This window comes from Streptococcus sp. 343_SSPC, assembly GCF_001072385.1.
Lineage (GTDB): Bacteria > Bacillota > Bacilli > Lactobacillales > Streptococcaceae > Streptococcus.
Genome location: NZ_JVKU01000025.1, coordinates 1 through 1,984, shown reverse-complemented (window position 1 = coordinate 1,984; position 1,984 = coordinate 1). Strand labels below are relative to the sequence as shown.

The following is a 1,984-nucleotide window of genomic DNA, read 5'->3' as shown; positions in this document are numbered from 1 at the left end:
TGCAGAATACAAACCAAGTGAAGAAAACAAGAAATTGATTGCCAAGATTCAACATTTGGAAACCCATAATGATCACCAAGAGGATGCAGACTTCTTTACAGAATTCCTTGAAAAATGGGATCGTGGTGAATACCACGACTAAGAGGTGAGGATATGATCTTAACTGTCACCTTGAATCCTTCCATTGATATTTCTTATCCCTTGGAAGAATTAAAGTTGGATACTGTGAATCGTGTGTCGGAAGTTTCTAAGACGGCTGGTGGGAAAGGGTTAAATGTCACCCGTGTCCTAGCTGAGAGCGGTGAAACAGTTGGAGCAACAGGTTTTGTTGGGGGGACCAATGGTCAATTCATCAAGACCCATCTTCCACGAGATGTCCAATCCTTCTTCTATGATATCCTGGGAGATACGCGGAACTGTATCGCCATCTTGCATGAAGGAAATCAAACAGAAATCTTAGAAGCGGGTCCAGAAATTATCCGGACGGAAGCTTTAGGATTCCTTCATCATTTCAAACTCCTCATGCCGACAGCGGATGTGATTGCTATTTCGGGGAGTCTTCCTACAGGGCTACCAGTGGACTATTATGCGAGCCTAATTGAGATTGCAAAAGAAGCAGGACGCAAGGTTGTACTTGATTCATCAGGCAAATCTTTAGAAGCGGTCCTTCACTCACCATTCAAACCAACGGTGATTAAACCCAATCGCGAAGAATTATCTCAACTCTTAGGACGGGATGTTTCAGCTGATTTTGAGGACTTAAAAGAAGTTTTGAAAGACCCACTGTTTGAAGGAATCGAATGGATTATCGTCTCCTTAGGTGGAGATGGTGCCTTTGCCAAACATGGAGACAGCTTCTATAAGGTCGATATTCCAAAAATTGAAGTGGTCAATCCAGTGGGATCTGGAGATTCAACTGTGGCTGGGATTTCTGCTGCTCTCAGTAGCGGAAAAGATGACGTGGCCCTCTTGACCCATGCTATGGTCCTAGGGATGCTAAATGCCCAAGAAAAGATGACAGGGCATGTCAATATGGCCCACTACGATGATTTGTATCAGAATATAATTGTAAAAGAGGTATAAGATGGTATTAACAGAACAAAAACGCAACTATTTAGAAAAATTGAGCACCAAAGAGGGTGTGATCTCAGCCTTGGCCTTTGACCAACGTGGTGCCTTGAAACGCCTCATGGCTCAATATCAAGACACAGAACCAACAGTAGCTCAAATGGAAGAATTGAAGGTCTTGGTGGCTGAAGAATTGACACCATTCGCATCTTCTATGCTCTTGGACCCTGAGTATGGCCTTCCAGCGACTAAGGTCTTGGATGCAGAAGCAGGTCTCTTGTTGGCTTATGAAAAAACAGGCTACGACACTTCTAGCACCAAGCGTTTGCCAGACTGCCTCAACCTTTGGTCAGCTAAACGCATCAAAGAACAGGGTGCAGATGCAGTGAAATTCTTGCTCTACTATGATGTGGATAGTGCAGAAGAACTCAACCAAGAAAAACAAGCTTACATCGAACGCATCGGTTCAGAATGTGCTGCAGAAGAAATTCCATTCTTCCTTGAAATCTTGGCTTATGATGAAAAAATCGCGGATGCCGGATCTGTAGAATATGCGAAAGTAAAACCTCGCAAGGTCATCGAAGCTATGAAAGTCTTCTCAGACCCACGCTTTAACATCGATGTCTTGAAGGTAGAAGTTCCAGTCAATGTTAAATACGTTGAAGGTTTTGGCGATGGTGAAATCGTTCATAGCCGTGAAGAAGCGGCAGCCTTCTTTAAAGAACAAGAAGAAGCAACCAACCTTCCATACATCTACTTGAGTGCAGGTGTTTCTGCCAAACTCTTCCAAGAAACCCTTGTCTTTGCCCATGAAGCAGGCGCGAACTTCAATGGAGTCCTCTGTGGCCGAGCAACTTGGGCTGGATCTGTAGAAGCCTACATCAAGAATGGCGAAGCAGCAGCTCGTGAATGGCTC

At 44.3% G+C, this 1,984-nt stretch carries 2 protein-coding genes and 1 pseudogene; all 3 read left to right on the top strand.

The window, feature by feature from the left end:
• Nucleotides 1–142: pseudogene (locus ADH27_RS07690) on the top strand (galactose-6-phosphate isomerase subunit LacB); the annotation flags it as partial.
• Nucleotides 143–153: 11 nt separating this feature from the next.
• A complete protein-coding gene (locus ADH27_RS07685) occupies nucleotides 154–1,083 on the top strand; it encodes a tagatose-6-phosphate kinase (protein WP_048717140.1) in 930 nt (309 codons plus the stop codon).
• Between the two features lies 1 nt (nucleotide 1,084).
• Nucleotides 1,085–1,984 (top strand): tagatose-bisphosphate aldolase (gene lacD, locus ADH27_RS07680; protein ID WP_048717134.1); only part of this gene is annotated, 900 nt, incomplete at its 3' end.